The following is a 25,639-nucleotide window of genomic DNA, read 5'->3' on the forward strand; positions in this document are numbered from 1 at the left end:
CCAGGGTCCCCAGAACCGCTGCCTATCCCTGCAGCAAGGTTTCCCGTCTAGCTACAAGCCGTGGACAGCCGGCCGCGCCATGTTGTTGTCTGGGTCTCATGTCACCTGCTCACGCTGGGTCTCGCCTGGCCCCATAGGACTTATCCCACCTTTCCACCCAAACCTCAGCCGCCTCGGCGAGGGCCGGGAATCGCTCCCGGATAGAGGCAGACAGCTCAACCAGGCCAGCTCGCGAATCGGCTGGAAAAACGTCCTCAAGCCCGAGCGATATGGCCGCCCGGTACTCATCGTCGAGCGTAAGCCATTTTCTTGCGACGCCCAGGACCTTGTCGCCATCCAGCAGGTAATACGACAAGGACATGAACATCTCGGAGAAGGCCAGGGGAGACAGGTCTTCAGCTCTTTCATCAACCAGATAATTCATTACGTCTTCGATATCCACGCTAATCAGCGCCTTCGATACACTATCGTCTCGAGAATGTCCATGTTGATCGGCGATCCGTCGGTCCTCTTCATGACCCCGAAAGCGTGCGCCGGATCCAGCGGGCCCCTACTCACCAGCTCGAATCCAGCCTCCGCAATCCGTTCGGCACTTGCCCGACCCCACTTGTTCGCCTTCATCGCCGCAGTCACCTTGAGGAGCGCACCAGGCTGCATAACACGCGCGGTTTCGGCAGAGACAGGATTGTATCCGAACGGGTTGATGGCGTGCACCTCGCTGAAGGCGCCATCCTTGAACGGAAGCGCCTTGGCATCCGCCGCAACGTCCACCCCGGGCTTCGTCGCAGATATATCTACGTTGACCGCTCCTGGCATCGGGTTTTCGCCCGACCCAAGGTTCAGCGTCTCACAGTTGTGGACAAGGAGAGGCGTGTTGTCAGCGAGCACGTAGTACGTGTGGACGCCGTCGACGGTGAGGTTGTGGACTCGTTCGTGGTGGACGTGGCGCTTGACAGCGGTGACCTGAACCCAGGTGCCCGCAGCGGTTTGCAGCCACGCCCCCGGCTGGAGCTGGTCGGCCTTGACCCAGCTACCGGAGTCGGGCAACCAGATCAGGTGGGCATCAGTGGAGGTGATACTGCCGGTCTCGGACCCGTCCCTGCCGTCGACGTCGACGGTGAACGTGATCAGAGTCTTGGTGCCCTCATTGCTACGCACGTTGGTCACCGTGCGCCCCTGGTTGTCCCCGGACTCCACATCCGCGGCCAATACCTGGTCACCGACCTTGAGATCCTCGATCGAGGTACTGCTGCCGTCAGCGAGGACGACCTTCGTGCCCGGTACGAAGCTGTTCGTCCTACAACTCGGACCCGCGGGCGCCTCGACATCGGGCTTGGTGCTCGGCGTGTTGGTCGGTACGGCCTTCGACGCGTCGGTGGTTGCCTCGACACCCTTCTCGATGTCCTTGACGGTGTCGACACCCTCGATGATCTTCTGACCGGTCCGACCGGCCTTGATCGCCGTCGCCCCGTACCCGATGAACGGGATCGCCGACGACATCGACAACGCCGCGTCGACATAGTTGCCCTCAGCCGCGTACCAGACGCCGTTCGCGACGTCGGCAACCTCACCAACCACCGGGATCAGACCCACCACATCCAACGTGGTGTGCCCGATGTCCGACCACGACATCCCGAACAGGTGCCCGTCCAACTCGACAAAGCTGACCGGGTTACCACCAGCGAACGCGTACCGGTTACCGGTGAACGGGTCCAGACCCAGACCCATGTCAGCCATCGCGCCGCCGTACATGTCACGGGTCAGGAACCGGTTCAGACCCGGGTCGTAGTTCCGGAACCCCATGTCGTACGTACCCGACCCGGAATCCCATCGGGAGGCGTTGAACCGGAACGCGTTGTACGGCTCCTCACCCTCCGCAGCCGCACCCGGCTTGTCCACACCGGTGAACTGCGACTCGTCATCCTTGCCGTACGCCGTGTACCCGTACGTCGCCCGGGTGTTGCCGTCCTCCTTCGTGATGGCCTCGACATCACCGCGCGGCCGGTAGACGAACTGCGAATACTCCCGGCTGCTGTCGTCCTTGTGCTTGATCTGCGTCAGCTGCTGACCCCAGGGCGCGTACTGGTAGGACTTGGTCGCCTTACCGGCGACCTCCTCCCGCAACACCTGGTTGTCCATGCCCAAATACGTGAACGCGGTCGTCTTCGACCCGACAGTCCGCGACGTCGTCCGGTCGAACGGGTCGTAGACGTAGGTGGTCGACTTCGCCGTCGCGCCCGTACCGGCGGTGGTCTTAGCGGTCCGGTCGAACCCGTCGTAGTAGTACTTCTGCGCGCGCTGCCCACCGATCGACACCGTGTCGAGGCGGCCCAGCGGGTCGTAGTTGTACGTCGACGTCACTCCGCTGGAGGTGGCCGAGTGCAGCCGGTTCCGGTCGTACCTGTTCGTCGCGGTCGAACCGTCGACGGTCTGCGCCACCACGTTGCTGTTCGCGTCGTAGGTGTACGTCTCGACCGCCGTGCTGTCACCGGTCTTGTCGATCCGGGTGACCCGGTCCTGCGGGTCGTAGCTGAAGGCGTACGTGTTGTCGATGTAGTCCGACGAGTTGTCGGCGTTCATCAACTTCAGGACGTCCTTCGACGGATGCCCGTTGGCCGAGTACTCCAACGTGTGCTCGGCGACCGTCGTACCCGCCGAGGTCTTCTCCACCTGGTGCCTGGTGGCACCGTCGAGGAAGTACTCGAAGTCCACCGTGTTGCCGCCGGGCTTGACCTGCTTGAGCATCTGCCCACGGGCGGTGTACGTGAACGTGGAGATCTGCTGGTTGCCCGCTGTCGCCGAGTCGGCGTTGGTCACCTTGGCGACCATGTCCCGGTCGTCGTACACGATCTCGGACCAGGTCAGATCATGGGTAGAGGTGAGCGGGTTGCCGTTCGGGTCGTACGTGAGCGCGGTGGTGTTCTTCAGCGTCGTACCGGCGAACTCCTTCACCGTGGCGATCTGGTTGAGCTCGTCGTACCCGATTTCGTACCTGTCGTTCTTCGCGCCCGGACTGAGGTCCTTGACCTCGACCATCAGCCCGTTCGGGTTGTACCGGTAGGTGAACTCCTTCTTTTCGTTGTCCACGTCACCGGAGTTGTTCCGGACGAGCTTGACCGCGTCGGCGAGCACCTTGCCCGTCGCCTGGTCGGTCACCGTGATCTTCTGGGCGCCCTCCTCGACGAAGGAGTAACTGCCCAGGCTGATCCAGACGTTGGTGTTCTGCGTCTGGTTGACCGTCTTGACGGCACTGCCGCCGTTGTAGGTGATGGTGAACTTCGCGTCCGTCGCCGCACCGGTGACCTGCGGGTGGCGGACGAACACCTCATAGCTGCCGTCCTGCGGAATGTTGAGCTGCCAGTTGAACTGGCCGGTGCCGGTGCCGGCGGCAGCGGTGTGCACGTCGTACCCGTACTGCCCGGTCGCCGCCCCGCTGGTCCAGGTGCCCTGCGACGCGGTGTTGTTGGAGTCGGAGTTGTCGACCAGGACGACGTCCTTGCCGACCGGCACACCGTCCTCCGACCGGCCCTTCTGGTTGCCCGAGGCGAAGTACTCCCAGGTCATCGTCCGGGAGGTCGACCCGCCAGCCGAGGTCAACGTGTTCTTGGTCTGCTGACCCAGGTCGTTGTAGTCGTAGGAGTTGGTGATGTCCCACGGGTCGGCCGAGGTCTTCGTCCAACCGTTGTCGTAGTAGGTGTAGATGGTGTCGTTACGGACCGTCTGACCCTCCGACGGCGGTGCGCTGACCTTCGCCAGGTTGCCGACCGAGTCGTACGAGTAGAACGTCTTGTCGGCCGTGTTGTAGTGGCCGTCGTCCTTGTCGTACGCCGACCAGGTCTCCTTCACCCGGTTCAGCGGGTCGTAGACGTTGACGGTCGCGAAGTCGTCGGCGTCGCCGGTGGTCGCCACGCCACGCGGAGTGGTGACCCTGGTGGAGTTGCCGACCTGGTCGTACTCGTACTTCGTGGTGCGGTACGTGATCGTGCCGGCGGCATCCTTGCTGTGCGGCACCTTCGACTCGATCAGCGCGCCCCGCTGGTCGTAGGTCGCCAGTGACTCGTTGCCGTCGGCGTCGACGGTGGCGACCGTCAGGCCGTCACGGTCGTAACGGGCGCTGGTGAACTTGCCGATCGCGTCAATGGTCTTGACGACCCGGTGGTTGAGGTCGTACTCGAACTTGGTCGTGTAGTCGTCGGGGTCGGCGGTGGCGTTCTTCCTCGCGTCGACGAGCATGAGGACGTTGCCGACGTTGTCGTAGGTCGAGGTCACCCGCTGGCCCTTGCCGTTGAACACCTCGACCGGCTGGTAGATCTCGTCGTACCGGGTGGTCGTCGTGTAGTCGCCGACCGTGCTGGTCAGGTTGCCCTGCGGGTCGGTAACCGTCAGGACGTTGCCGACCTTGTCGTAGGTCGTCGTGGTCCTGCGCTCCGGATCGTTCGGTTCGTCCTTCGGCGCGGTGCTCTCGATCGTCTGGTCGGCCTTGTCGTAGACCGAGGTCGAGACCGCTCCATTGGGCGCGATCACCGAGGTCATGTTGTCGTTGGCGTCGTAGACCGGTGGCGGTGTGGTGATGAACCGCCCGGCCGCCGCGTCGACCGGCTCCACCTTCGTCAGTGGGCGCCCGAACGTGTCGTACGTCTGGGTCACCTTGGCGTTACCGCCGTTGCGGACCTCGGTGACATTGCCGCGTACGTCATAGACGAAGTACGACTTTCCGGTTCCCGCGTCGGTGATGGTTCTCGGGTAGCCGCTGGCGTCGAAGTCGTCGTAACCGGTGGTGTGGCCGTTGGCGTCCTTGACGCTGAGGAGTTGTCCCGACTCGTCGTAGGCGTTGGTGGTGGTGTAGTCACCATCGGTTGGTGTCGCGTTGCCGAGCGGGTCGGTAACGGTCTCGATGTCGCCTTCGGGGGTGTAGGTGAAGGTCGACCTGCGCCCTTCCGGGCTCGTCTTGCTGGTCGGCTCGGCGATGTACCCGTTGAGCTGGTACTGGTAGGCCAGCGTGGTGCCGGGGGTGCCGTTCTTGACCGCCTCGGCATCCCTGACTTCGAGGGGGTAGCCGGTCTTCTGGTCGTAGCTCCAGGTGGCGACGGCGCCGTTGGCCTCTTCGAGCCGTACGACGTTGTGGTCGTTGTCCCAGCCCAGCTTGGTGGTCTCGTTCTTGGCGTTCGTGGTCTGGGTGGGCCGGCCGTAACCGTCCATGAGATAGGTGGTGGCGTGGTTCTCGGCGTCCGTCACCACCGTGTTGACGGTGTTGCCCTGCGGCCCGTCCGGATCGGTGTACGCGAACCGCGTCGGGTAACCGAGCCGGTCGGTGTAGGTCTTTGTCGCCCAGTGGAACTTCGGGTCGTCCTGCGGCGGCGAGTAGTAGTCGAGGCTGGTCGGGTTGCCGCGCGGGTCGGTGATCTTGACCAGCTTGACGTTCTTGTTCCCCTGCGTCATGTCATAGGCGAATTTGAACACCTTCGGCGCGCCGCTGGTCGAACCCGCCCCGTCAACCAGTTCACCGAGCAGACCCTTGTCGGTGTACGCGAACGTCAGCTTCCGACCGGAGATATCGGTGATCTGCTTGACGTGGTCGATGATGTGCGGGTTGGTCAGATTGGTGGCCGACTGTCGCGTCCAGGTGGTGTCGTTGATGAAGTCGTAGTTGTCACCCTTGGCGAAGTAGTCGATCGTCAGGGTCTGGCGGCCGGTCGGGTCGGTCAGATACTTGAGGAACTTCGTCGGCTTGTTGTTTGACTTGCGTTCCTCGTACGTGAACAGCATCTCGTTGAGGTTGTTGTCCAGCATCGCGGACAGGAACCCGTCGCAGTCGTAGAAGAACGTGGTCCGGTCCGGCCGGGTCAACTGCCAGGCCCGGGACTCCTCCGTCTTGTTGTCACAGGTGACCAGACGCTGCAGATACAGGTGCACACCCTTCGGGCTCACCCACTGCCCCGCCGTCGCGTCCCAGGTGAACCAGTGGCTCGTGCCGTCCCCGTCGGTCAGGGTGACCCTGGTCGGGTTCGGGTTCGGGTGGAAGTCGAGCGGCGCGCCCAGCCGCATCATGGAAGACGCCTGCAACGACCAGCCGTACCCGGCGACGGTGTCGGAGGTGTCCAGCGAGTTGTACGCCAACCGGACGAACGTCGACAGGCCCCGCGACGGATTGTTCCAGGCGTTGTACGACCAGACGGTGTTCCCGGCGTACAGGTTGTTCATCAACGTGCCACCCGCGCCGGTGTTCTTCCCCGCGTACGAGTAGAACTTCTCCAGACCCAACTGGTCAGAGGTCGGTTCCTCGACCGCCACGTTCTGGTCCAGCGAGCCGATCGGCACGGTGTCGGACAACCACTTGCCGGTGGTCTTGTTGTGCAACTCCCACTTGAGTACGTAATCCGTACGCTTGTTGCCCTCTGTCGTTGACGGCGGCGTCTTCACCTGCGCCGAGACGTTGACCGCCTCACCGGCGGCGACGTCCTTCGCCAGGGGCGTGACCAGCTGGTTGCTGGTATCGGTCAACACGATGCCGTCGGCCCGCGCCCACCGGTACGACAGTTCCCAGTCGGCGGCCCGCCAGGTGCTCGTGGTCGGATTCGACACGGTCACCGGCACCGTCTGGGTGCTGGCCGGAGGCAACTGCTTCGGCGTCTCGGGCGCGTAGTAGGTCTGCGCCGGGGTCGGTTCGATGTAGGTCACCGCCAGCTTCGGACGCAACTGTGGTTCCGCGGCCTCGCTGGACAGGAAGAGAGCGCGCTCACCCGGGCTGGTCTCGTTCGCCAGTTTCACCAGGAGCCCGTCGTTTCTGACCGAGTTGCCCACCCAGCCCTGGACGATGTCCTTGACGTACCAGGTACGCCAGGCCGGGTCGTCGGTGCTACCGGTGACGGTGTCCGGCACGGCCGGGTTGTAGTCCCCGCCGGCGGTGGTCCAGTTGGTGGCGGCGTCGGCCTTGGCCCAGGAGGCGGTCGCCTCGTCGAAGGGGCGGTTGAGCGCGTGCACCTCGTACGTGGCGTTGGCCGGCGTCGGGGTCGTCGGCGACCACAGGTCGAAGTCGGCCTGCAGGATCTGGGCGTTGGCCGGGATGGACGACACGTCGGGGAACCTGACCACCGTACGGGCCGTGCCGTAGGTGGCCGAATTGTTGCCCACCATCAGCCACGGTTTGCCGGCCAGGACGTCGTGCCCGACGGTCGACTCGTTCGCGGTCAGAGTGGTGTCCGTCGCGTCGCCCTGCAGCAACCGCACCACCCGTCCGGCGCGCGGTAGCCGCACGATCTGCGTCGGCGCGGGAATGACCGCGCCACCGGCCGTCTTGACCGCCACCATGTAGTAGTAGACCTGCCCGAACGGGTCAGCGGCGTCGACCGGAGTCGGAGTGGCGGTGGTGTCGGTGAAGGTCGTCGCGGTCTTCGTCACCGGGGCGACCAGGGTCGCCGCCGACGGGGTGAAGGTCTGGAACACCGAGCGGTGCACCTGGTACTCCACGATGTCGCTACCGGTGTAACCCGACCACTTCAGCTCCGGGCCGGTGGAGTAGATCTTTGTCGGCGACTCCAGGGTCACCCCCGGCTTGCCGTAGTTGATGATCAGCTTCGGGCTGTTCTCGTTCTCCCCGTTGTACGCGTACTCGGCCGCCTCGTACCGGGGGCCACCCCGGCCGAGGTTGGTCTCGTCCGCCGCCTTGAGCATGAACCCGTGGTTCGCCGTACCGGTCACCCACGACTGCACCAGGTTCGTCACCGGGTAGTCGTGCCAGACACTGGACTCGTTCGCCTTCTTCACCGCACCGGACCTGGTGAACCGCACCGCGTCGGCGATCACGCCCACCGAGGCGGACACCCCGGCGTCGCCGAGTGTCACCCGACCCGTCGTACCGGCGGTGAACCCGAACGTGCCCAACGTCGCCCAGTCCGCGACCCCCGGCGACCGCTGGTCGACCGCCTTCGGGGTGCTCCCACCACTGTGCTGCACCGAGTACGCGGCCGCCCCGCTCCGGTCCGGACCGGTGACATAGTGCGCGTCGACCGTGTACGTCCCCGCCTCCGGCAACGTCGGCACCCAGGTGAACGTCTCACCCGCGACCGTGTTCTTGTTGTACTTGTAGGTGCTGTTGATCCCGTACTTGGTGTAGTCAGCGTTCGCCGACGCCGGCCAGTCCCCACTGACCCCCGTCTTCGCCGTGTCGGTGTCGTCGACGGTGACCACCGTGGCCGCGCCCGCACCCACACTCGCGTTGATCGAATCCCAGGTGACCGACGACTCGGTCCACGGGGCGGTGATCTGCCGCGCCTCGATCGGCACGTCGTAGGCACCGGTGGTGTGGTCCTGATCGAAGTACATCTGCAACGACGCCGAGTCGATCGTCGTGTTCGCCGGGATACCGCCCAGATCGAATTTCACCAGGCTGCGCGCGAGGGACGAAGTCGTCGTGCCCACCGAGAGCCGCCAGTTACCGTCGAAGTTGGCGGCCGGGTCGTCGGAGGTGATCATCGCGTCCTGCGACTGGGTCACCGTTGGTTGGATCTTGATGGTCGGGTCGACCGTCACCGGGAACACCCGCGCCGGATCCGCCAACCATGCCCGATCCGCCGCGACCGTCACCGTCGGCACCTTGCCCGAGGTGTCCAGCGTCTGGGTGACCTTGTCGCTCCACGCCTTCCCGTACGGGGACGCCGCGTCGTCCCTGGCGTCGAACATGAAGGGCGCCGGCATCACCAGCAACAGCAGACCACTGTCCGGATCACGGAACTCGATCGCCTGATCGTCGCGCTGGGAGACCGACATCCGACCCGGGTCCAGTTCGAACGTCACCGACGCCGCCGCCGACGCCCGGTTGAGGGTGATCAGCTCCTTCAGCGCCTGCCCCGTCACCTGGTAGCTGACATCCGCGCCGTCGACCAGATCCGGATACGTGACCGTGTCACCATCCACCCTGGACGGCACCGCGCGAGAGGCTCCGGCCAGACCCAGCCTGACCCGCTCACCGCCGAGCTCGAAACTCGCCAGGTCGTCACTGCGGCCACCGAACCGGCTGGTGAACGTGTTGCTGGTGTTCACGAAGCCGCCGGATCCGGTCGGACGAACCGTGGTGTCGATCGGCTCGAACCGGCCCGACGCGTTCCGGTAGAACCGGGCCCCCGTCGACACCTCCGCCTGCACCCGACCATCAGACATCTCGAAGAGGCGGGTGGTCGCCGACCGCCTCGTGGTCAACTCCCGTACCCGCTTCGCCGGCTTCACCTCCCGGCCCACCGGTGCGGCCCGATCCACCGCCAGCCCGGCGGCCACCGGCAGGGCCGGCGAAGACCTTGAGCCGTCACTCACCAGGTTGCGGCCGGCCTCCCGCAGCCGGGCCAGCAGACCGGCATCCGCACCCGCAGCAGTCGAGTCGCCGGTCTGTCTACCTGTCCCCGGGTCGGGCCCACCCGGCGGCGCCGACTCCACACCGCCGAGGGTCACCACCAGCGCCAACAACAACGCCCCGGCCGTAACCCCGCGCAGCTTCCCCATAACCGGTCACCCTCCGCCAAACAGCAGACACGACAAGTGAGAACCTAGAAGACAGACATACATCGACAGCTATATTGGAGATACATCGGCGGATATATGTGCACTCACGACGCCCGAGCCAAGGTCACCGGTGACCGCAGCAAGCGGATCCACGCGGCGCCCCCAGGCGGTACGACCAGGCGGGCCGGCAAGAATTAATGTGACAAACACCCGCCTCGCGACACGGCGTGGCGCGGTAACAGAAAGCCGCGCCTCGGCGCTTCGCCTTTCCCCCGCCGTTGCGAATCCGCAGGTCGCGCCGCTCGTGAACGATCGGCAGTCGGCGAGTTGGCGGATGCCAAGCCATTCACGGGCATTCTCGTCGGTGGTGCGGACGGGTTGGTCGACGAATCGCCCGGCTCCGTGTCCGCCATTCCCGTTACTCTCTCCCGGTCCGTTCACCCGGAAAGGGAGTTGCCCTAATGTCGCACCAATCGACCGCACCAGAGCAAGAGCCGAAGAGGTCCGCGGCAAGCTGGTTCCGCGGCCTCCGCCCGGTCAGCAAATTTCGGGTGGTCCTTCTCGCAGTTGCCATCCTCGTCGCACCTTTTGCCATCTATCTGGGACTCGACGAGCCCAGCCAGGCCAACGTCGGCGAATGCATGGCCGGCCAGAGCGTGAACGACCTGCGTACCGTCGAATGCACCGACCCGGCGGCAACCTGGCGGGTGCTCGACAGGCTGGACGACAAGACCGAAACCGACTACGACAACGGCGCCTGCGGGGCCCATCCTGACACGGCGGCATCGTTCTATCAGGACGGACGACGGTTCCGAAAAGGCTTCATCCTCTGCCTCGGCGCGGTCAAGGAGTAACGCCCCGAATCCAGGAAAAGGTTCTGCTGCTTCCCCGCCGCCTGCCCCTGCTGTTGATGACGGCCCTCCTGCCCATCGTCATCGCGGGCCGCGGCGAGGCGTCGTTGCTCCCCGGCCCGGTGGGTTACGCCCCCCGGGCCGGGGAAAGCGCCGCCTCCGCCGCGTACTCGTGCGCCAGCGGCGGCAGCCGGTACCCGCCGCACTCCGTCGGCCGGGCCAGATGGGCGTCCACCAGCCGCTCCAGCGCCTCCCACGCCTCGTGCGCCGGCACCGCGAGTGCAGCGGCGACCTGCTGCGACGTGACCGGGGCCGGAGGTAGCCCGCCGAGGAACCGGAAGGCCCGTCCGCTCAGCTCGTTGTCCGCCCGGAGCAGCTCGTAGTCCTCGGTGAGGCGGACCCGGATCGACAGGCCCTCGTGCACCAGCGCGTCCAGGTGGTTGCCGCCCGCACGTAACTGTTCGACGAGCGTTCTCACCGGCCACAGTGGGCGTCCCGCGAGCCGGGCGCCGACGATCCGTAGCGCCAGCGGCAGTCCATCGCACAACCCGATCAACTCGGCCGCTGCCGCGGGATCGGCGGCCAACCGCTCGGTTCCAGCCAGCGCCGCGACGACCTCGTACGCGTCGGCCTGCGACAGCGGTCCCAACGGCACGTGCCGAGCGCCGTCGAGAGTGGTGAGCCGTCGCCGCGCGATCGTGATCAGTGCCGACGCCCGCCCGGCGGGGATCAGTGGCTGCACCTGTTTCGCATCAGTCACGTTGTCCACCACGACGAGGGTGCGACGAGCCGCCACCAGCGAGCGGTACCGCCCGACACGTTCCTCCGGCGAAGCCGGCACCGCTCCGGCCGGTACGCCGAACGCCCGTAGCGCCCGCGCGACGACGTCGACCTCGCTCACCTCGGTACGCCGGTGCCGGCTCTCCGCCAAGTCGATGAAGATCTGCCCATCGGGAAAGTCGGCCAAGAGTTGATGCGCCGCCCGGATGGCGACAGCGGACTTGCCACCGCCGCCCGGCCCGGAGACCACCACCACCGCACTGCCGTCCGCACTGCCGTCCGCAGTGGCGCCACGGACGGCGGCCACGACCCGCGCCACCTCCTCGGTCCGACCGACAAAGGCGGCGATGTCGGGCGGCAACTCCCGGGGTAGGCCGGCACTCGCGTCCCCACCGGTGATCGCCGGGAACAACGGATGCGGGTGGGGCAGGTCCAGTTCCGGAGCCCGATCCAGCACGGCGCGATGCAGCCGGTCGAGGTTCGGACCGGGCTCCATGCCGAGTTGGTCGTCGAGCGCGTCCCGTGCCTCCTGGTACGCCCGCAGTGCGGCTGCCGCGTCGCCGCTGCGGTAGAGCGCGAGCATGAGCTGCCCCCACGCACGCTCACGCAGCGGGTACAGCGCCAGGTGCTGGCGCAGTAGGCCCAGCACCGCAGTGTGCTCGGCCTGGGCCAGTCGGGCCTCCACCTGGTCCTCGACCACCCGGAGACGTTCCTCGTCGAGACGGGTCAGCTGCCCGTCGAGCGCCGTACCGCGCTGTAGGCCGTCACCGGCCGGCCCGCGCCACAGCCGCAATGCCGCTGTCAACAGTGGTAGGGCCTGCGCGGCCTCGCCGGCAGACAGCGCCGCGCGCCCCTGGTCAGCGAGGCGCAGGAACTCCTCGACATCGAACTCACCCGACGCGACCCGTAGCTCGTATCCACCGGAGCGGGCGACAATCCGGTCGCCCAGTATCCGACGCAGTGCCGCCGCGTGCGTCCGCAGGTTAGCGACCATGGAGCGAGGCGGTACGCCGGCCCACGCAACCGCAGCCAGCCGGCGTAGCGATACCGGCCGGTTGGCATCGAGGGCCAACGCGGCAAGGACGGCATGCCGCTTCCCACCGCCCGGATTCACCAACTCCCCGTCGCGATGGAGCTCGACGGCACCCAACAACTTGATACTGATATCCACCGGCTCCCCCGTTCGGCGTCGTCGCCGACATCCGAGAGGGAATGCGTCGATGACAACACCGGATAATTCACGCGTCAGAAGGCACGTACCACGGTCTCAGCCAATTCGGTCAGCTTGACCTGGGGCGCGACTGCCGGCGCGGCGAGACACACCAGCGGGCGCCCCTCGGCGTGCCCCACCGCCGTCACCACGTACCGGAATCCCTGGGTCGTGTAAGTGACGGCGCGGATGCGGTCTGACCACGACCACCGGCCGCGCCGCCCCTGAATGCCACCGCCAACAGTCCCGGTCGCAACGTCGCCACGTGTCCACACCTCTCTGTCGGTCACCTTCCGCCGCCGCCCACCGCCCGCACAGCAGAGGTCGGCGGACGGGACGACGTCACCGCCCGCATCCGACTCGAGGACGACCGCGAATCCGCAGGACAAATGCAAGGCTAGGAGTGGAGGTATTCGGACAGCAAGGAACGTAAGCCCGAAAATAAGTGGTAATTGTCAATGTCGAAACCTGGCGTGTCGGAGTAACAAATACGCGCGCCGGGGCGCTACCCCGGTCATGTATGTACCAGCCCACCACCGTCGGGTCTTCGACGGGTCGGCGCCGGGCCCATGTCCCGGACGCGCGTGGCTGCTGGCCCGCCGGCCTGCGCGCCTTAGACTGCCCCGGTGAGCGACGCGCGCCGCCAGGCCCCAGGTGACCTGCTGGTCCACCTGCGGCGGGCCCGTGACCACGCCGACCGCCACTACGCCGAGCCGCTGGATCTGGACACGCTCGCCGCGGTGGCGGGGATCAGCAAGTACCACTTCCAGCGGATGTTCACCGCCACGTACGGCCTCTCCCCCGCCGCGCACCTCTGCCGCCGCCGGGTGGAACGGGCGCAGGACCTCCTTCGCGTCACCAACCTCACCGTCACCGAGGTCTGCCACGCCGTCGGCTTCTCCAGCCTCGGCTCGTTCAGCAGTCGGTTCCGCGAACTTGTTGGGGAGACACCGAGCGAGTTCCAGCGACGGTGGGCGGCGACCGGCGCGCCCCGGATCCCGGGATGCTTCGTGCTCATGTGGGGGCTGGCCGAACGGAAAGAATGTGCAACTCAGGAGAAGCCGCCGGCCCCGGAGCACTCATAGCCTGGTCACATGATTACCAACATCTCGATCACCAGTGTCTTCGTGAAGGATGTGGACGCGTCCAAGGCGTTCTACATCGATGTCCTCGGCTTTGAGGAACACACCGACGTCGCGCTCGGCGACGGCTACCGCTGGTGCACGGTGAAGCACCCGAACCAGCCGGAACTTGAGGTCCACCTGACCATTCCCGGCCCGCCGTACTCGCCGGGAATGGTCGCCGAGATGAACCGGGCGCTCGACGACGGTGGCATGTTCGCCCTCGGTCTGCGCGTGGACGACTGCCAGAAGACCTACGACGAGCTGCGCGCCAAGGGTGTGGCGTTCATCCAGACCCCGGAGGAGCGCCCGTACGGGGTGGAGGCGGTCGCCCGCGACAATTCGGGCAACTGGATGGTGCTGGTCGAGCCACGAGCCTTCAACCCCGCCGACTTCGCCTGATCCAGCCCGCCGGGCACGGCACATCCGGCCGGGCACCCGGGGCCCTCACAAAATCCATCGGGGGGAGGGCCTCCGACTCGGACGGGTGGTTCGCCGTGCCCGATCGTCACTGTCGATCATTCCGGCCCGCGCCCCGCCAATCGGGCGGAGCAGGTTGCGCCGGTCCGCAAAACAATCGGAGGGGGACGGGCGTGACCACGGTCAGCTCGGGTACGGCCGCCGCAGGCGCCGGGGCTTCGGGAGCGGATCCCCGGCGATGGTGGGTGCTGGCCCTGCTCTCCGGCCTGGCGTTCATGATCCTGCTGGACATGACCATCGTGAACGTGGCGCTGCCCCGGATCCAGGGCAGCCTCGGCTTCTCGGAGGCCGGGCTGGCCTGGGTCGTCAACGGTTACGTGCTGGCTGCGGGCGGGCTGCTGATCCTCGGCGGGCGGTTGGCCGACGTCTTCGGCCGGCGACGCCTGTTGCTGACCGGTGTCGTCATCTTCGCGGTCTCCTCGGCCGTCTGCGGCGCGGCGGTCAGCCCGGGGATGTTGATCGCCGGCCGATTCGGCCAGGGCGTCGCCGAGGCGATCGCCGCCCCGGCGTCACTGGGTCTGATCGCATTGCTCTTCACCGATCCGAAGGAGCGGACAAAAGCATTGGGGATCTGGGGTGGCCTGGTCGCGCTCGGCGGGACCCTGGGTTACGTCATCTCCGGCGTGCTGACCGACCTGACCTCCTGGCGTTGGATCTTCTACATCAACCTGCCGTTCGCCGCACTGGTGCTCCTGATCATGCCTCGCCTGGTCACGGAAAGCCGGATGGTGCGCGAGCGGGGTCAACGACTCGACGTCACCGGCGCGATCACCTCGACCACCGGTCTGGTCGCCATCGTCTACGGGCTGCTCCAGGCCGCCGAGCATCCCTGGAGGTCCGCGAGTGTGGTGTTTCCACTGGTCGGCGGTGTCTGCCTGCTGGCCGCCACGGTCGTCGTCGAGCGTCGGGCGAGAGATCCGCTCATCCCACTGGCCTTCTTCGCCAACCGGACGAGGTCGGTGATCAACGTCGTCTCGCTCTTCTTCATGGCGGCGTTCATCTCGTACACGTTCATGCTGACCCTGTTCGAGCAGCAGGTGCTGGGCTACTCCCCGCTGGTGAGCGGGCTGGCCTGGCTGCCGCTCGGGCTCGCGATCGGGGTCGGCATCGGTGTGGGTACCGCGTTGATTCCCCGCCTGGGAGTGAAGGCGGTGGCCGCCGCCGGTTTCATCGGTGCCGGTGTGGGGCTGTTCCTGACCAGCACGATCGACGTCGACACCCGGTACGTCAGCGGCATCCTGCCGGGGATGATCGTGTTCGGGGTGTTCGCCGGCGCCACCATGCCGGCCGCGACCAATGCCGCGTTGCACGGGGTGACCGCCCAGGACTCCAGCCTGGCCTCCGGGGTGCAGAACACCATGCAGCAGATCGGCGGTGCGCTCGGACTCGCCGTGCTGGTGACCCTCGCGCTCCGCTACACCGACGACCAGCTCCAACTCGGGGTGGCCGCACAGGTCGCGGTGGTGTCGGGCTACGTCGTCGCGTTGCGTACCGGGGCCGGGCTGATGGTGCTCGGCGGAGTGCTCATCCTGCTGCTGTTCGAGCGCGTCGACCCGGAACTGCGGGACCCGACCGCCGAGATCGTCGGGGCGACCCGCTGAGCGGCGGTCCCGACCGGATCCGGTGGAGGCGCACCGCCGCCGGGTCCGGTCGGGACCGGTCGGCTCAGGAGGAGAAGGCCGAGCCCGTTTCGACGAGGGTCTTGAGGTCGCTGAGGATCCACGCCCAGCCGCCGCCGGCCCCGCTCTCCTCGTGCTTGCCCCCGGTCATGGCGCCGGTGGCGGGGGCATCGGTGACGTCGTGGGTCACGGTGAGCCGGCAGACGCCCGGCTGCGCCGCCAGCTCGGAGATCTCCCAGGTGAGCGTGGTGAACGGCTCCTTGGCGGTGCTCTCGTCCATCAGCAGGCGCCAGGTCTGGACCAGCTTGCGCGGCGGGTCGACCTCGATGACCTCGCCGTCGACGATGACCTCCTGCATCGGGAAGCCGTTCTCGGCGGCGTACTTGCGCATCTCGTCGCTCGGGGTGGAGTGGTACGAGCCGCCGGGGCGCAGGTCGTACATCCCCGGGGCGCCGTAACCGTAGCGGGCGTTCCACTCCGGCTGGGTGATGGCGTCCCAGATCTTCTGCGAGGTGGACTTGATGTAGACCCGGTAGACCTGGGTGGTGGTGTCGGCCGAGACGTCGGTGTTCGTGGTCATGGTTGCTCCTCCAGATGGTTCTTCAGGTCGATGAGCGCCACCACGTGACGCTCCGTGTACTTGTCGATCCACCGGTCGTGGATCAGCCTGATCGGCACCGGGTTGAGGAAGTGCAGCTTTTCCCGGCCGGACCGGCGCACGCTGACGAGACCCGCCTCTTCCAGGACTTTCAGATGTTTCATGACGCCGAAACGGGTCATCTCCAGCTCCGATTCGAGCTCGGTGAGCGTCCGGCCGTCGCGAGCGAAAAGAAGGTCGAGCAGGAAGCGACGGGTCGGGTCGGCCAGTGCCTTGAAGACCCGGTCGTCGTCCGTCATGACGCCAAGTTATGTGACCCAATGGTCACATGTCAAGGCTGACGGAACCCCGGACAACCCTCGTACCGGCATGTCGGACCCGGACGGACCGGGCTCAGGCCCCGCGCTGCCGACGCTCGGCGGCCCGGCGCCGGTCCGCGTCCTCGATCGCATGACGGACGGCGAACCGGACCACGGCGTACAGGACGAAAAGCCCGACCAGCCACAGCACGAAAGCGAAGATCAGCTCAGGGATATTCATTCCCGTCACGATAGAAGCCACCCGGCCCCCGCCGTGGACCCGAACGGATCAGCCCGCGCTGATCACCGCGGTCACGGTGGTCCCCGGTGCGTCGTTGCGGATGAACAGCTCCGCGCTCAGGTTCCGGACGATCCAGAGACCCCGGCCGCCGATCTGGGTGGCCGCCGGTTGGGTCGTGCCGCTGGCCGGCTCACTGATCCCCGTACCCGCGTCGCTGACCTGGCAGCAGAGCCGCGCACCGTCCCGCCACAGTCGCAGCCGGCCACGGCCGCCGCCGTGCCGGACCGCGTTGCTCGCCAACTCCCCCGCCACGATCAACAACTGCTGCAACTGCTCGTTGTCGATGCCGAGAAGATCGGCGTGCGCGGAAATGGTGGCCCGCATGCCGTACAGGCCGTCGCCGTCGAAGGCATGGTCGAGCGTGACCTCCTCCGGCTCGGGATTCTCTCCCTGGGCCGAGGCGGCGACACGCGGATCGGAAGTACTCATGGTGCCGCTGTTATCCGAAACCGGTCGGTCCCGGTCAGGCCGGTCGCACCGACCAGCTCCATCACCTTCCGCACCAGCCCGTGGCAGGTCACGGTCATCCGCCGGGCGGCGGGCAGCTTCAGCGCGGCGTGGGTGATCGCCGAGGCGCAGGCCGCGTCGATGTAGTCCAGCCCGGTCAGGTTCACGTGCGGGTGCCGGTCGAGCCGTACCGTCTCGGTCAGTGCCCGGTTCAGCTCGTCGAGGTGCTGGTAGTCCAGCTCACCCGCGATCCGGATGCCGGGCGGGCTGTACTGCCGGCAGATCCGCAGCAACGCGTCGTCGTGGTACGCCAGCGCGGCGACCGCCCTCGGGTGCGCCTTCGCGGCAAAGGCCAGGGTGACCGCGTCGAACCGCTCCCGGTCGTACTGGCAGATCACGCAGAGACGCCCGTCGGCGAAGAGAGCCCCGACCTCCTGCTCGAAGGTGAGCAGCTCCTCCGGGGCGGCCAGCGGACGGGTGGCCCAGCACATGTCCGCGGTCACCCGGAGCCCCGGATAACCCTCCCGCCCCGCCAACTCCAGTTGCTCGGCGAGCGTGTCGACCATGCTCAGCGCGTCCGCCGTCCGGCCGGCCAGCAACGACGCCTCCATGGTCTCGAAACGCAGTTGCCCGCGTCGCAGCGCGCTGCCGGTGCGTACCGAGCGGCCGAGCAGTTCCCGACCCAACTGCTCCGGGTCGACCGAGTCGGTCCAGCAGAGCACCTTCTGCCCTTGGCGCAGGCCATCGCGGACGAAGGCGGCCAGCAGATCCAGCCGCTCCTGCGGATCGGAGAACGTCAAACACCCATGGTCCCCGAGTTCGAGCTCGTCTACCCGGACAGCCTCGGCCATGCAGCCCCGCCTCCGTACCGTGATGAAGCTGGACCCACCGTAAGGCCCGCCGGCCGATCCGTCACCTCGGGGGGCGGACAAGGTGGGCCGGGGTGGGGCGATCGTCGGCGTACCCGCCCCGTTGTTGACCTGATCACATCGAGCGGTCGCGGTACGTCACGACCCGACCCGACGCTGCGGGGCTGTGCCAAGGTGGGGCGGTGACCGTGCCCGCCGCTGCGCCCCGCCCGCCGACCCCGGTCCGGCCGGGACGGATGCGACTCGTCCTGCGGGAGCTTCGCTCGTGGCGCCCGACCGTCGCCCGCCTGGCCGGGCTCGTTCGCAGCGCGGTCACGCTCTTCGTCGTCCTCGGCGGCACGCTCTGGCTGATGCCGGGGGTCGACGCCGACGGGTTGATCGCGATCGGATGGGTGGTGGTCCTGGTCGCCGTCGTCGGCGCCCTGCTACGACCCGTACTGCTGGCGTTGGCGACCGTGCTCGGCGGCCTGGGCGCGATGATCGTCGGTGCCAGCCTGCAGACGATCATCCTGTACGTGGCGCTGCGGCTGGCCCCGGACGCGCACCTCTCCGGGCTGCCGGCCGCGTTCGCGGCGTCGTGGTTCGCGGTGGCGCTGGCCGCCGTGGTCAACTGGTTGACCGACTCCGGCACCGACGACGCCTTCGTCAGCGAGGCGCTGCGGTTGATGCGCAAGGTGAGCCGGACGGCTCAGAAGCGGGGTACGGCACCCGAGGGCGACGGCCTGCTGGTGGTACAGCTCGACGGGGTGTCGGCTCCGCTGCTGCGCTGGGCGATCCACGCCGGCAACCTGCCCAACACCGGCCGCTGGCTCCGCCTGCGCAGTCACCGGCTCAGTGCCTGGCACACCGGCCTGCCGGCGACCACGCCGGGGGCGCAGGCCGGCATCCTGCACGGCGACGACCGGTCGGTGCCGGCGTTCCGCTGGTACGACAAGGAGGCCGGGCGACTGATGGTCGCCAACCGGCCGCGCGACGCCGCGGAGATCGAACGCCAGCTCTCCGACGGTCGCGGGCTGCTCCGCGACGGCGGTGTCAGCATCAGCAACATCTTCTCCGGGGACGCGCCCGCGACGCTCTTCACGGTCAGCCGGGCCACCCTGCCGGGCCGCTCCTCCCGGGGCTACGCCGAGTTCATGATCAGCCCGGCCGGCTTCGCCCGCGCGATCGTGCTGGGCCTCGGACGCGTACTCAAGGAGCTGCACCAGGCCCGTGGTCAGCGGCTGCGCGACATCCGACCGCGGGTCAGCCGGTCCGGGGCGTTCCTGGTGCTCCGCCCCCTCGCCGGCATGCTGCGCGACATGAACGTCTCGCTGATCGCCGAACAGATGGCGCTCGGCGCCCCGGTGATCTTCTGCGACTTCGTCGACTACGACGAGGTGGCGCACCACGCCGGGCCGGCACGGCCGGAGTCGCTGGACGCGCTGGGCCGCCTCGACCAGGTCCTCGGCGTACTCGAACGGCTCGCCGCCGAGGCCGACCGGCGCTACCACCTGGTCGTTCTCTCCGACCACGGCCAGAGTCAGGGCGAGACCTTCCGGCAGCGGTACGGCGAGTCGCTGGCCCAGACGGTCGACCGCCTGGTGAACGCCACCGCCGAGGTGGCGCGGGCGGCCGATGACAGCACGTCCCCGGTGGGTGGGACCAACCGGGCCAGCCGGAACGGATCGGCGCGGGGTGAGCGGACCGCGTCGGCCGCGACCGGACCGGTCGAGCACTGGGGACCGGTGAACACGCTGCTCACCGAGATCAGTGGTCGACCGGGACCGGGCGCGGCGGCGACCCGGGCGGCGGTCCGCTCCCGGACCGTCGACCGCGAGGTGCGACTCGGCCCGGCCCGCGAACCCGCCACGCCACCCCGACCTGGCCCTGCTGGTGAGGCCCAGGAACTCGCCCGTACGGACGTGCTGGTGGTCGCCTCGGGCAACCTGGCGATGGTCTACTTCACCCGCTACCCCGGCAAGCCGACCCGGGCCGAGATCGAGGCCGCCCACCCGGGCCTGGTGAACGCCCTGGCCGCGCACCCGGGTGTCGGGGTGGTGGTGGTCGGCGACGAGTCCGGTCCGGTGGCCGTGGGCAAGCGGGGCGAACACCACCTCGGCGACGGGCGGGTCACCGGTGAGGACCCGCTGGCCGGGTACGGGCCACGCGCCGCCACCGACCTGCTCCGGCATCAGGAGATCGCGCACGTCGGCGACCTGGTGCTGATCAGCACCATCGACTCGGGCACCGAGGAGGTGGCCGCCTTCGAGGAGTTGGTCGGCAGCCACGGCGGGCTGGGTGGTTGGCAGACCGACGCCTTCCTGCTGCACCCGGCCGAGTGGCCGGTCGAGGCCGACCCGCTGATCGGGCCGGTCGCCGTACACCGGCAGTTGCTGGCCTGGCTGCGGCAGCTCGGGTTGCGCGAGGCGGACGAGCCGGCCACCACGACGGAGCGGGTGGCCGCGCCGATCCTGTCGGCGGACCGGGCGTTCGTGCCGACGCAGGCGCCGGTCGGCGGCCGGTCAGGCCCCGGAACGCCGCCGGACCACACCGACGATCTGGCTGATCGCCACCACGATGACGACCGCGACCAGGACCCCCTGCCAGGGCTCGGGGAAGATCGAGCCGCCGAGGACGCCGAAGCCGGCGTAGACCACCGACCAGAGCCCGCAGGCCGGGGCGTTGGCCAGCGCGAAGCGCCGCCAGTCTAGGCCGGCCAGGGCGATGGTGAGCAGCACCGGGATCCGCCCGCCCGGCACCAGCCGGGAGACCAGCAGCACCGACACCTCGCGTTCGCGCAGCCGGGCGGCGAGCCCGTCGAGCCGGTCGCCGTTGCGCAGCCACCGCAGCCGGCGGGCGAGCTGTTCACCACCGACCCGGCAGAGCAGGTAGGTGACGGCGTCGCCGAGGTAGGCGCCGGCCGCACCGGCCAGGACGACAAAAACGATCATGAGCGAGTGCTGGTGGAAGGCGAGCGCCGCCGCCGCGCTGACCGCCGCGCCGGTCGGTACGACCGGCAGCACCGCGCCGAAGGCCACCAGTACGAAGAGCGAGGCGAGCACCCCGATGGCGTTGCTCACCGTACGGTTTCCACCGCTAGCGTCTCCCCCGGCAGCAGCTCGGTGGCCCGGACCTCGGGAACGGCGGTCGCGGCGTGCGCGACGAACCGCTGACCCGGCTCGTGGAACATCCCCCGCCGGAACCTCAGGCCGGCCGGCCAGAAGGTGCCGAAGTGCACCGGCACCGCGTACCGGGGTCCGGCCAGCCGTACCGCCTCGACCGCCTGGACCGGATCGAGGTGGCCGACGCCGAGGGTTGGTCCCCAGCCGCCGACCGGGATCAGCGCGAGGTCGAGCGGACCGAGGTCGGCCATCCCGGGGAAGAGTCCGGTGTCACCGGCGAACCAGGTGTTCGCCCGACCGTGCACGGTGTAGCCGATCGCCATCGCGCGGTGCCGCGACCAGGGCCCCCGACCGCCGTCGTGGTTCGCCGGTACGGCCCGGACCGTGACCGCGTCCACCTGGAACTCCTCGCCCGGCGCCAACTCGACCGCGCGGGCCGCACCGGCGACGCCGAGCCGGCGACGCAGGAACGGGCGTGACCCGGCCGGCACCACCAGGGCGACCCGCTCCGGCAGCCGGCGCAGCGACCCGATGTCGAGGTGGTCGGCGTGCAGGTGGGAGACGAGTACGGCGTCCGGCGTCCCGGGCAGGTGCGGGGTCGGCCCACGCATCCGCCGCAGGTGGGCAATCCGGTCACGCAGGACAGGATCGGTCAACAGCCGCACCCCGGAGTCCTCGATCCAGGCCGTGCTGTGCCCCCACCAGGTGACCTGAACCGCGGCTGCCACCCTGCCACCGTACGGGGGTGGTCAGGGTGGGCCGGCGGGGCGGTGGGTGATCGGGGTCGTGGCGGTTTCGCCGCTGGCGCCACGGGGCACATCCTCCGGCAGCGGTGAACCACCGGCGCCACCCCAAGCAAGTGGAGATCACAGTGAGCATCAGCGACAAGATCAAGCACAAGGCCGAAGAGATTGCCGGCGCGGTGAAGGAGAAGGTCGGCGACTCCACGGACAACGAGCGGTTGCAGGCCGAGGGCACCACGCAGCAGACCGAGGCGAACGTCAAGCAGGCCGGCGACCACGTCAAGGACGCCGCCCACGACACCCGGGACGCGTTCCGCCCCTGACCTTCGAAAACCTCTGATCCTCTGGTACGTCTGCCGGCTGGGCGCCCCGATTCCGGGGCGCCCAGCCGGCTTTTGTCTACGTTCCGGTCATCGGTCAGCCCGGTGACCTCCCCTCCAACGGGCTGCGTACGCGCCCCGCGCCGGCCGGACGTGAACCGGCGCCGCCGCGACGACGGCGAAGAGTAGCGCCGCGCGACGATCACCATCGATCTGACTCCCGAGCAGGCCGAGGCCCGGATCACCGGCCGGATCAAGGATCCGCCCGCAGCGGTGCCGGTCGCGTTCGGTCGCAGGTGTCGCGAGTGGACCCCGATCCGCACTGCCACCGGATGTCCCCGCTGGTCGAGCTTGTTGCCAAGCGATGAATTGACATCCATTGACTTTTAATAGTTAAGTTTCCTAAGCTTTCACCCACCTGAAGCGTCGCAAACGGCACAACCCCACCTCCCGCCTCGAACCCGACCCTGGGCCCTGGTCGGCCGAGTGCTCACGAACACACCCCGCCCGGAGCGGGGCCCATGGCGCGTACGTCGCGAAAGGTCGAACATGTCCAACACATCCCCCGCACCCGCCCGGACCGGCAGATCCCGCTTCTTCACCGGGGCGATGGCCCTGGTCACCGCCCTCGTCGGCACGGCAACCGCGCTCGCCCCGGCAACTGCCTCGCAGGCGGCCGTGCTCCCCAACGGCTTCAAGAGCGTCGGCTACATGCCCTCCTGGGCCGGCAACGTCACCACCATCCAGTACAGCAAGCTGACCCACATCAACTACGCGTTCGTGCTGCCGAACTCGAACGGCAGCCTGCAGGCCGTGGACCAGCCGGGCAAGCTCCAGCAGTTGGTCTCGCTCGGGCACCAGAACAACGTCAAGGTGCTGATCGCGGTCGGCGGCTGGAACGACGGCAACGACTCGGCCTTCGAGGCGCTCGCCGCCAACTCGGGAACGCGTACGACGTTCGTCAACAACATGATCAACTTCGTCAACCAGTACGGGCTCGACGGCGTCGACATCGACTGGGAGTACCCGGACCCGGGCACCTCGGCCAACAACTACACGCTGCTCATGCAGCAGTTGAGCACCGAGCTGCACAACCGGGGCAAGCTGCTCACCGCCGCGGTCGTCTCCGGTGGCGGCACCGCCAACGGCATCCAGCCCGCCGTCTTCGGCTACGTCGACTTCCTCAACATCATGTTGTACGACGGCGGCGAGCCGCACGCCAACTACGACTGGTCGATCAGCAACGCCCAGGGCTGGAAGAACCGTGGCCTGCCGGCGAGCAAGACGGTGGTCGGGGTGCCGTTCTACAGCCGCCCCGGTTACCTCACGTACAGCCAGCTCGTGCAGCTGGACCCGGCGAACGCCAACCGCGACTGCACCACCGCCAACGGCGCCCAGCAGTGCTACAACGGCATCCCCACGGTCAAGCGCAAGACCCAGTGGGCACTGGCCAACGCCGGCGGCATGATGAACTGGGAGTTGTCCCAGGACCGCAACGACGGGACCTCGCTGGTCAGCGCGATCTACGACACGGTGATGGGCGGGGGCGGCAACCCGCCGCCGAGCGGCCGTACCGGCCGGATCACCGGGCTGGCCGGCAAGTGCGTCGACATCGCGGCGGCCAGCAGCGCCAACGGCACCCCGATCCAGCTCTACACCTGCAACGGCAGCAACGCGCAGACCTGGACGGTCGGCACCGACGGCACCATCCGGGCACTCGGCAAGTGCATGGACATCACCAGCGCCGGGACCGCCAACGGCACCAAGATCCAGCTGTGGGACTGCAACGGCAGCGGCGCTCAGGTCTGGCAGGGCCAGAGCAACGGCACCGTACGCAACCCGCAGTCGGGCCGGTGCCTCGACGTCACCGACAAGAGCACCGCCGACGGCGCCCGGCTCCAGATCTGGGACTGCTACAACACCAGCAACCAGATCTGGCAGCTCCCCTGACCTGACCTCGGCAGGACCGCACACGGAGGGCCCCGGTAGACGCGACAGGCGTCCGCCGGGGCCCTCCGGCCTGCCCGACGACGGTCGATGACGTCACCCCGGACCAGCGGCAACGTCCCGGCCGGGTACTGGCTCGTTGGGGATCTGGAGATCGCCGAGCGACGAGGGGGCGCCGTGATCCACCCTGGCGCGGCTCGCCCCGGTCCGAGCGGGCACAGAGCCGATCGGGTCACCCGATGACCAACGGCGAGGAGTCGGAACCGGGGGTGCTGCGCAGCGCCGAGAACTCGCAGCGGGCCACCTTCCTCGAACTCTTCTTCGACCTCGTCTTCGTCTTCGCGCTCACCCGGATCTCCCAGCGGCTGATCACCGACTTCACCGACCGACGGAGCACCCTGCTCTCCGAGGCCGGCCAGACGCTGCTGCTCTTCCTCGCCCTCTGGCTGGTCTGGACCTTCACCGCGCTGGTCACCAGCCGGCTCGATCCGGACCAGCCGGCGATCCAACTCGTCGTGGTGGGCACGATGTTCGGCGCGATGGTGATGGCGGTCGCGGTGCCGAAGGGCTTCGGCGAACACGCGGTCATCTTCGCCGTGGCGTACCTGGCGCTCCACCTCGGACGTACGCTCTTCCTCTTCCTCGTCCACCGCCGGGATCGGGACGTACCCTTACGGCTCTTCATCTGGCTCGGACTCAGCGCGGTGCCCTGGCTGTTCGGCGCGATCAACGACGATGCCGGGCTCCGCGCGGTGCTCTGGACCATCGCCATCCTGCTCGACTACGGCGGAGCCGTCGCCGGCTGGCCGATCCCGAAGCTGGGCCCGGCACCCACCACCGAGATCCCGATCGCGGGAGAGCACCTGGCCGAGCGCTACCAGCAGTTTCTGCTGATCACCCTGGGCGAGTCGATCCTGGTGATCGGCCTGACCTTCAGCGGCGCCAGCTTCGCCGTCGACCGGACCACCACGTTCCTGATCTCGTTCCTGACCACCGTGCTGCTCTGGCGGGTCTACTTCCACCAGGCCGGTCACCTGCTACCGGTCGCGATCACCACCGCCCGCCAACCGGCCCGGTTCGGCCGGTCCATGTCCTTCTCCCACCTGTTCATGATCGCCGGCATCGTGCTCACCGCGGTCGGCTACGAACTCTCCATCACCCACCCCCTCGAACACACCTCCCCGGTCTGGCTCTACACCATGCTCGGCGGCCCCGCACTCTTCCTCGCCGGCCGAGCCCAGTTCGAGTACCAGGTGTTCGCCCGAGTCTCCCGGTCCCGGATCGGTGGACTGATCGCGCTGGTCCTGCTGACACCGGCGATGCTGCTCGTACCACCGCTGGCGGTCAGCAGTGCCGCGGCGGCCGTACTGGCCGCGGTGGCGCTCGCCGACGCGCTCCGGTCCCGCCGCCGGACGATGCCGGAGGCACCCACACCGCCGACCTGACCGGCACCGCCGACCG

17 protein-coding genes and 1 pseudogene are annotated in these 25,639 nt (G+C 68.1%); 8 read left to right on the forward strand and 10 right to left on the reverse strand.

The features are described 5' to 3' along the window. Window positions 1–109 precede the first annotated feature (109 nt). Both BDK92_RS10345 and BDK92_RS10350 read right to left on the reverse strand, forming a co-directional pair. Complete coding sequence (locus tag BDK92_RS10345; RefSeq protein WP_121156519.1) at window positions 110–442, reverse strand: hypothetical protein; 333 nt, start codon at window positions 440–442, stop codon at window positions 110–112. A gap of 5 nt (window positions 443–447) precedes the next feature. Next, window positions 448–9,492, reverse strand: coding sequence for a golvesin C-terminal-like domain-containing protein (locus BDK92_RS10350; RefSeq protein ID WP_121156520.1), 9,045 nt, complete (start codon window positions 9,490–9,492; stop codon window positions 448–450). A gap of 551 nt (window positions 9,493–10,043) precedes the next feature. On the opposite strand from BDK92_RS10350, the gene BDK92_RS10355 reads away from it, so the two are divergent. Continuing rightward, window positions 10,044–10,346 (forward strand): LppU/SCO3897 family protein, encoded by a 303-nt coding sequence (locus BDK92_RS10355; protein ID WP_147456953.1) that lies wholly within the window; start codon window positions 10,044–10,046, stop codon window positions 10,344–10,346. A 124-nt stretch (window positions 10,347–10,470) separates the two neighbouring features. Here BDK92_RS10355 and BDK92_RS10360 read toward each other — a convergent pair whose 3' ends face one another. Beyond that, a complete protein-coding gene (locus tag BDK92_RS10360) occupies window positions 10,471–12,117 on the reverse strand; it encodes an AfsR/SARP family transcriptional regulator (RefSeq protein WP_121156522.1) in 1,647 nt (548 codons plus the stop codon). An 842-nt stretch (window positions 12,118–12,959) separates the two neighbouring features. Here BDK92_RS10360 and BDK92_RS10370 point away from each other — a divergent pair. From BDK92_RS10370 to BDK92_RS10380, 3 genes are all read left to right on the forward strand, one after another. Beyond that, a complete protein-coding gene (locus BDK92_RS10370) occupies window positions 12,960–13,418 on the forward strand; it encodes a helix-turn-helix domain-containing protein (RefSeq protein WP_121156524.1) in 459 nt (152 codons plus the stop codon). A gap of 9 nt (window positions 13,419–13,427) precedes the next feature. Beyond that, entirely contained in the window at window positions 13,428–13,856 is a 429-nt protein-coding gene (locus tag BDK92_RS10375) for a VOC family protein (protein ID WP_121156525.1), read from the forward strand. Window positions 13,857–14,047: 191 nt separating this feature from the next. Further along, window positions 14,048–15,535, forward strand: coding sequence for a DHA2 family efflux MFS transporter permease subunit (locus BDK92_RS10380; RefSeq protein WP_211349170.1), 1,488 nt, complete (start codon window positions 14,048–14,050; stop codon window positions 15,533–15,535). A 64-nt stretch (window positions 15,536–15,599) separates the two neighbouring features. On the opposite strand, the gene BDK92_RS10385 is transcribed toward BDK92_RS10380, so the two are convergent. The 5 genes from BDK92_RS10385 to BDK92_RS10400 all read right to left on the reverse strand — a co-directional run bounded on the left by BDK92_RS10385 (window position 15,600) and on the right by BDK92_RS10400 (window position 17,998). After that, window positions 15,600–16,133 carry an SRPBCC domain-containing protein gene (locus BDK92_RS10385; protein ID WP_121156526.1) on the reverse strand — a complete coding sequence of 178 codons (534 nt, stop codon included), beginning with the start codon at window positions 16,131–16,133 and terminating at the stop codon, window positions 15,600–15,602. Then, window positions 16,130–16,450 (reverse strand): ArsR/SmtB family transcription factor, encoded by a 321-nt coding sequence (locus BDK92_RS10390; RefSeq protein WP_121156527.1) that lies wholly within the window; start codon window positions 16,448–16,450, stop codon window positions 16,130–16,132. The genes BDK92_RS10385 and BDK92_RS10390 overlap by 4 nt, the downstream gene beginning before the upstream one ends. A gap of 94 nt (window positions 16,451–16,544) precedes the next feature. Then, window positions 16,545–16,691 carry a hypothetical protein gene (locus BDK92_RS38920; protein ID WP_170208540.1) on the reverse strand — a complete coding sequence of 49 codons (147 nt, stop codon included), beginning with the start codon at window positions 16,689–16,691 and terminating at the stop codon, window positions 16,545–16,547. 48 nt (window positions 16,692–16,739) lie between these two features. Continuing rightward, the gene (locus BDK92_RS10395; RefSeq protein ID WP_121156528.1) at window positions 16,740–17,180 is read right to left on the reverse strand and encodes an ATP-binding protein; all 441 of its coding nucleotides are present in this window, start codon (window positions 17,178–17,180) and stop codon (window positions 16,740–16,742) included. Next, window positions 17,177–17,998: an MEDS domain-containing protein gene (locus BDK92_RS10400; RefSeq protein ID WP_170208541.1), complete on the reverse strand. Its 822-nt coding sequence runs from the start codon at window positions 17,996–17,998 to the stop codon at window positions 17,177–17,179. The genes BDK92_RS10395 and BDK92_RS10400 overlap by 4 nt, the downstream gene beginning before the upstream one ends. A 734-nt stretch (window positions 17,999–18,732) precedes the next feature. Here BDK92_RS10400 and BDK92_RS41125 point away from each other — a divergent pair. Beyond that, window positions 18,733–19,668 (forward strand): annotated as a pseudogene (locus BDK92_RS41125) (alkaline phosphatase family protein); the annotation flags it as partial. A 900-nt stretch (window positions 19,669–20,568) separates the two neighbouring features. Here BDK92_RS41125 and BDK92_RS41130 read toward each other — a convergent pair. Beyond that, window positions 20,569–21,126 (reverse strand): DedA family protein, encoded by a 558-nt coding sequence (locus tag BDK92_RS41130; RefSeq protein WP_121156530.1) that lies wholly within the window; start codon window positions 21,124–21,126, stop codon window positions 20,569–20,571. Next, window positions 21,123–21,896: an MBL fold metallo-hydrolase gene (locus BDK92_RS10415; RefSeq protein ID WP_121156531.1), complete on the reverse strand. Its 774-nt coding sequence runs from the start codon at window positions 21,894–21,896 to the stop codon at window positions 21,123–21,125. The genes BDK92_RS41130 and BDK92_RS10415 overlap by 4 nt, the downstream gene beginning before the upstream one ends. A 143-nt stretch (window positions 21,897–22,039) precedes the next feature. Between BDK92_RS10415 and BDK92_RS10420 the strand changes: the two genes are divergently transcribed. The 3 genes from BDK92_RS10420 to BDK92_RS10430 all read left to right on the forward strand — a co-directional run bounded on the left by BDK92_RS10420 (window position 22,040) and on the right by BDK92_RS10430 (window position 25,623). Beyond that, complete coding sequence (locus BDK92_RS10420) at window positions 22,040–22,234, forward strand: CsbD family protein (RefSeq protein ID WP_121161927.1); 195 nt, start codon at window positions 22,040–22,042, stop codon at window positions 22,232–22,234. Window positions 22,235–22,780: 546 nt separating this feature from the next. Continuing rightward, window positions 22,781–24,181, forward strand: coding sequence for a glycosyl hydrolase family 18 protein (locus BDK92_RS10425; protein WP_246016943.1), 1,401 nt, complete (start codon window positions 22,781–22,783; stop codon window positions 24,179–24,181). 236 nt (window positions 24,182–24,417) lie between these two features. Then, window positions 24,418–25,623, forward strand: coding sequence for a low temperature requirement protein A (locus tag BDK92_RS10430; RefSeq protein ID WP_121156533.1), 1,206 nt, complete (start codon window positions 24,418–24,420; stop codon window positions 25,621–25,623). The last annotated feature ends 16 nt before the right edge of the window (window positions 25,624–25,639 follow it).

The organism is Micromonospora pisi, assembly GCF_003633685.1.
Lineage (GTDB): Bacteria > Actinomycetota > Actinomycetes > Mycobacteriales > Micromonosporaceae > Micromonospora_G > Micromonospora_G pisi.

Bases quoted from the DNA above. Each gene is read 5' to 3' on its own strand.
- BDK92_RS10395 (WP_121156528.1), bottom strand. From the start codon at position 17,180: ATGAGTACTTCCGATCCGCGTGTCGCCGCCTCGGCCCAGGGAGAGAAT.
- BDK92_RS10425 (WP_246016943.1), top strand. From the start codon at position 22,781: ATGTCCAACACATCCCCCGCACCCGCCCGGACCGGCAGATCCCGCTTC.
- BDK92_RS38920 (WP_170208540.1), bottom strand. From the start codon at position 16,691: ATGAATATCCCTGAGCTGATCTTCGCTTTCGTGCTGTGGCTGGTCGGG.
- BDK92_RS10350 (WP_121156520.1), bottom strand. From the start codon at position 9,492: ATGGGGAAGCTGCGCGGGGTTACGGCCGGGGCGTTGTTGTTGGCGCTG.
- BDK92_RS10430 (WP_121156533.1), top strand. From the start codon at position 24,418: ATGACCAACGGCGAGGAGTCGGAACCGGGGGTGCTGCGCAGCGCCGAG.
- BDK92_RS10375 (WP_121156525.1), top strand. From the start codon at position 13,428: ATGATTACCAACATCTCGATCACCAGTGTCTTCGTGAAGGATGTGGAC.
- BDK92_RS10385 (WP_121156526.1), bottom strand. From the start codon at position 16,133: ATGACCACGAACACCGACGTCTCGGCCGACACCACCACCCAGGTCTAC.
- BDK92_RS10360 (WP_121156522.1), bottom strand. From the start codon at position 12,117: ATGGTCGCTAACCTGCGGACGCACGCGGCGGCACTGCGTCGGATACTG.
- BDK92_RS10390 (WP_121156527.1), bottom strand. From the start codon at position 16,450: ATGACGGACGACGACCGGGTCTTCAAGGCACTGGCCGACCCGACCCGT.